The sequence below is a fragment of the Piscinibacter sp. genome, assembly GCF_050175855.1.
Taxonomy (GTDB): domain Bacteria; phylum Pseudomonadota; class Gammaproteobacteria; order Burkholderiales; family Burkholderiaceae_C; genus Piscinibacter.
The window spans coordinates 1-4,563 of sequence record NZ_JBFXIO010000394.1 but is presented as its reverse complement, the minus strand read 5'-3'; the positions used below and the strand labels follow the sequence as shown (position 1 = coordinate 4,563).

Genomic DNA, 4,563 nt, shown 5'->3' with positions numbered 1-4,563 from the left:
GCCAAGAAAGCGACAACGCAGCCAGCGGCCACCCCGAAGCCTCAAGCGGCCGCCCAGAAGGCCACCGCCCCCGCGAAGAAGACCCGGGGCCTGGACCACGTGGTCGCCAGCCTCAAGAAGACGCAGAGCAAGCCGGCGCGCGAGGCTGCCCTGCTGGCCATGATCAAGTCGTTGTTGGTGGCCAAGGATGACGACCCGATCATCCGGAAGACCCTCAACGACATGATGGCCGCCGGCAAGATCACGATCAGCGACACCGGCGCGGTGCAGTACAGCCTGTAGAGGGGGCCTGCCCGCCTGCCTCCCCGGGTCGCCATGCCGTGAGAGTGTGACGAGAAGCCGGGGCGGCCGTACGATCCCCGCATGGCTGCCCCTGTCATGTCACTGGAGGTGCTGCCCGCTTCTTTCGGCGACTGCCTGCTGCTGACCTGCCACACGCCGTCTGGCCCCTGGAGGCTGCTGGTCGACACCGGCCCGGACGAGACCTACTCGGCCCTGCAGGCTCACCTCCGGTCGCTGATGCCCAACGCGCAGGGCAAGCGCGTCGTGGATACGTTCGTGGTCTCGCACATCGATCACGATCACATCGGTGGTGCGGCGCTGCTGCTCAACGACGATTCGCTCGACCTCGAGTTCGGCGACATCTGGTTCAACGCGCCCACCCCCGCCGGACCCAGGACCCGCGGCGTGGCCGAAGGGCAGCGCCTCGCCGAGATCCTGGGCGCGACCTCGCGCGCCCTGCCCTGGAACGTGGCGACGGAAGGGCAGTGGCTGCGCTCGTCGCCGAAGCAGCGGTGCCCGAGTATCGATCCGCGTCGGGGCCTCAAGTTGACGGTCGTCTCGCCTTCGCTCATGAAGCTCAAGGCGCTGTTTGCCCAGTGGGACAAGGAGCTCGCGAAGATGCGGGCCAAGACGCGGGAGGCCGTAGAACCTGCACGTTTGCCGCGAGGCGTGCTCTTGTTGGAAGACCTGGCGGCATCCGAGACCGCGACGGACAAGGCACTGCCCAATGGCTCCAGCATCGCGCTGCTCGTCGAGTACAAGAAGAAGTCCGCACTCCTGGCGGCCGACGCGCACCCGGATGTCTTGGTGGAAGAACTGCGTGCACTGGCGGACAGCCGCCAGGTGAAGCTGCCCTGGAATGTGGACGTGTTCAAGCTGCCGCACCACGGCAGCCGGGCCAACGTCACGACCGAGCTGCTGAAGGTGGTGCGCGCCAGGCACTACGTCGTCAGCACGAACAACGCGCAGTTTGGACACCCGGACTCAGAGGCGCTCGCACGCGTCATCTGCACGGGCGGGCGGCCGACGATCTGGTTCAACTACACCACGAAGCAGAACCTGTCCTGGAACGATCCTGAACGGCGGGCCCAGTACCGCTACGCATGCCGTTACCCCTCGGCGCCGGGCGGCGGCGTGCGATTGGAGTTGTGAAGACTTCGACCGCTGCGCTGCGCCAGCGTCAGGGTTGAGTTAACGACGTGAGGTCGAATGCCTTCAGCCACTGACCCAACTCTGGTGCCGACCAAGCCCGAAGGTCCATGCGGTCTGCCTGCTCGAGCACCCACCGCTTCCACGCCATCACCAGATCCGTGTCGATGCCGCCTGCCGCAGCGCTGGCCTCCACCGCGGCCACCAGCGTCCTGATCTCGTCCGAACGCCGCAGCCCGGCGGACGCCTGCATCATCAAACGCTGGCGCTTCCACAGCAACGCCCGCGCCTCTGCCTCACGGCGTTCGCGTTTCCGTCGTGCAGCCTCTTCGGCCTCACGAATGGCTCGCTGCCGTTCCTGGGCCGCATGCTCGTAGCGCCACTTCACCCCTTCCCGAAAGGCCTTCTCCCAGCGGGCAAGCAACAGGGACGTGGCATTGGGGACGATTGCCTGTATCCGTCCGGCCAAGTCGTCTTGCGCCGGTGATATAGCCCAAGGATGCTCGTGTCCGCGTCAATTCATCGCGGACACATGGACACTTCAGGAATCGAGCTGCCGAGCAGACGGACACGGCGGCGGCATGCGCCGGAATTCAGGGAGCAGGTTGTGCAGGCATGCCGGCAGCCCGGGGTATCGATCGCGGCCGTCGCATTGGCCAATGGCCTGAACGCGAACATGGTTCGCAAGTGGGTGATCGACGCCGAGGCAAGGCCGGCTCAGGCGCCGATGTCCGACCGGGTCGGTCCAGCGCCGGTCGACGACAAGCCAGCACCGAGCGCACCACCTCCCTTCCTGCCACTGGCAATCCGCACACCGACCCCACCGAAGCCTGCGGACGAGATCCGCATCGAGCTGCAACGCGGTGCCACCGCCATCAAGGTGGCATGGCCTTCGGCCGCGGCGGCCGACTGTGCGGCGTGGCTGCGCGAGCTGCTGCGGTGATCCAGGTCGATGCCTGGTGGCTGTCCACGCAGCCCCTGGACATGCGCGTGGGCACCGAGGCTGCACTGGCACGCGTGGTGCAGGTCTTCGGCCAGGCGCACCCCCACCACGCCTACCTCTTCGCCAACCGGCGCGCCAACCGCATGAAGGTGCTGGTCCATGACGGCATCGGCGTGTGGCTGGCGGCGCGGCGCCTGAACATCGGCAAGTTCACCTGGTCCAGCGATGCGGCGAGCACACTGCCGCTGTCGCGTGCACAGTTCGACGCCCTGGTGCTGGGCCTGCCCTGGCAGCGCATCGGCGAGGCCGGCATCATCCGCGTCATCTGATCTGATCCGAGACCATTGGACGGGCCGGTGGCAATTGCCGGATGTGCCGATGCGCGATGCACTGCAGTGCGGCACGATCAGGGTCCATGATCAGTGCGCAGCAACTGGACGCCCTGGACCCGCAGACGCGGCAGGCGATGCTGTCGCTGCTGGCCGAGGTGCGCGCCAAGGAAGAGCTGATCGCGCAGCGCGACCGCGAGGCCGCCTTCAAGCAGGCGCTGATCGACAAGCTCACGCACGAGATGGTGGTGCTCAAACGGCTGAAGTTCGCCGCCACCAGCGAGCGCTTCGCCAGCACCCTGGCGCCTGAGCAGAAGAGCCTGCTGGAAGAGACGCTGGACACCGACCTGGCCGAACTCGGCCAGGAGATCGAGCGTGAACTCGGCAACGCGAGCGACAAGGGCAAGACCGAGAAGAAGACGCCCAAGCGCACCCCGCTACCGCCGCACCTGCCGCGCCGCGACGTGGCGCATGAGCCGGCCGAGACGACCTGCGGCTGCGGGCTGGGGATGCAGCGCATCGGCGAGGACGTGGCCGAGAAGCTGGACTACCAGCCAGGCGTGTTCACCGTCGAACGTCACGTGCGCGGCAAGTGGGTGTGCCGCTGCTGCGCGAAACTGATCCAGGCGCCGGTGCCCGCGCATGTCATCGACAAGGGGATCCCCACCACCGGCCTGCTGGCGCACCTGCTGGTGGCCAAGTTCATGGACCACCTCCCACTGTACCGCCAGGAGCACATCTTCGAGCGCGCCGGCCACGTGATCGCCCGCTCGACGTTGGCGCAGTGGGTGGGCGAGTGCGGTGCGCAACTGCAGCCGCTGGTGCAGGCGCTGGCCGACGAACTTCGCCGCCACGTGGTGCTGCATGCCGACGAGACGCCGGTGGCGATGCTCAAGCCCAAGCACCTGCGCGACGGCAAGACGCACAAGGCCTACATCTGGTCGTACTGCACCACGAGCGCCAACCCGATCAAGGCGGTGGTGTTCGAGTTCAGCGAGACCCGCGCCGGAGAGAACGTGCGCGAGTTCCTCAAGCTGGACACGCCACAGGCCTGGAAGGGCACCCTGGTGACCGACGGCTTCAGCGGCTACAACGCCACCACCACCAAGGGGGTGACCTCCGCGCAATGCATGGCGCATGCCAGGAGGAAATTCAACGACCTGTGGGCCAACCACCGCAGCGAGGTGGGCCGCAAGGCGTTGCGGTACTACCAGGTGCTGTTCGGGATCGAGCGAGAGATCGAGGAATTGCCCCGTGACGAGCGGCGATCGATCAGACGGCGCAAGTCACGGCGGGTGCTGGCCGTGTTCCACCGATGGCTGCTGACGCAGCGGCAGCTGGTACCGCCGGGTTCGGCCACGATCAAGGCCATCGACTACAGCCTCAAACGCTGGACCGAGCTCACCCGCTTCGTCGACGACGCCGACGTGCCGATCTCGAACAACTGGGTGGAGAACCAGATCCGCCCGATTGCCATCGGCAGGAGCAACTGGTTGTTCGCGGGCAGCCTACGCGCCGGCAAGCGGGCGGCGGCCATCATGAGCTTGCTTCACTCGGCACGCATCAACGGGCACGACCCCTACGCGTACTTCAAGGACGTGCTCGAGCGGCTGCCGACACACCCGGCCAGTCGAATCGACGAACTGCTCCCGCATCGCTGGTCGCCCGCGGCCTGACCCGAAACGACGGTCTCGTGGCCAGGGTCAAGGTGACTTGGCCGGACGCATACTGCGCAGCGGCCCTTTCGTCGAGACTACGGAGGTAACTCTCCTGCTCCGCAGGAGTGTTCGGGCGACCGCCTCGAGGTATGGCCGGGATGGTCGCGTCGTACCACTGGCTGTCACGCACACGCGCGCGCGT

General features: G+C 66.9%; 6 protein-coding genes. 5 read left to right on the top strand and 1 reads right to left on the bottom strand.

Translation table 11 applies throughout. The features are described 5' to 3' along the window. A partial coding sequence (locus AB7U92_RS22305) for a hypothetical protein (RefSeq protein WP_428582221.1) occupies nucleotides 1-282 on the top strand: 282 nt, incomplete at its 5' end. An 81-nt stretch (nucleotides 283-363) separates the two neighbouring features. After that, nucleotides 364-1,434, top strand: a complete 1,071-nt coding sequence (locus tag AB7U92_RS22300) for a ComEC/Rec2 family competence protein (protein WP_428582219.1) — start codon at nucleotides 364-366, stop codon at nucleotides 1,432-1,434. Nucleotides 1,435-1,462: 28 nt separating this feature from the next. Here AB7U92_RS22300 and AB7U92_RS22295 read toward each other — a convergent pair whose 3' ends face one another. Further along, on the bottom strand, nucleotides 1,463-1,900 hold the full coding sequence (locus AB7U92_RS22295) for a hypothetical protein (protein ID WP_428582217.1): 438 nt from the start codon (nucleotides 1,898-1,900) through the stop codon (nucleotides 1,463-1,465). Between the two features lie 63 nt (nucleotides 1,901-1,963). On the opposite strand from AB7U92_RS22295, the gene tnpA reads away from it, so the two are divergent. The 3 genes from tnpA to tnpC all read left to right on the top strand — a co-directional run bounded on the left by tnpA (nucleotide 1,964) and on the right by tnpC (nucleotide 4,379). Then, complete coding sequence (gene tnpA, locus AB7U92_RS22290; protein WP_428582215.1) at nucleotides 1,964-2,374, top strand: IS66-like element accessory protein TnpA; 411 nt, start codon at nucleotides 1,964-1,966, stop codon at nucleotides 2,372-2,374. Then, nucleotides 2,371-2,703 carry an IS66 family insertion sequence element accessory protein TnpB gene (gene tnpB, locus AB7U92_RS22285; RefSeq protein ID WP_428582213.1) on the top strand — a complete coding sequence of 111 codons (333 nt, stop codon included), beginning with the start codon at nucleotides 2,371-2,373 and terminating at the stop codon, nucleotides 2,701-2,703. The genes tnpA and tnpB overlap by 4 nt, the downstream gene beginning before the upstream one ends. A gap of 86 nt (nucleotides 2,704-2,789) precedes the next feature. After that, nucleotides 2,790-4,379, top strand: a complete 1,590-nt coding sequence (gene tnpC / locus AB7U92_RS22280) for an IS66 family transposase (protein ID WP_428582211.1) — start codon at nucleotides 2,790-2,792, stop codon at nucleotides 4,377-4,379. The last annotated feature ends 184 nt before the right edge of the window (nucleotides 4,380-4,563 follow it).

What these genes read in the sequence shown, in the direction of transcription:
- tnpC (WP_428582211.1), top strand. Translation starts at nt 2,790, where the DNA reads ATGATCAGTGCGCAGCAACTGGACGCCCTGGACCCGCAGACGCGGCAG.
- tnpA (WP_428582215.1), top strand. Translation starts at nt 1,964, where the DNA reads ATGGACACTTCAGGAATCGAGCTGCCGAGCAGACGGACACGGCGGCGG.
- AB7U92_RS22300 (WP_428582219.1), top strand. Translation starts at nt 364, where the DNA reads ATGGCTGCCCCTGTCATGTCACTGGAGGTGCTGCCCGCTTCTTTCGGC.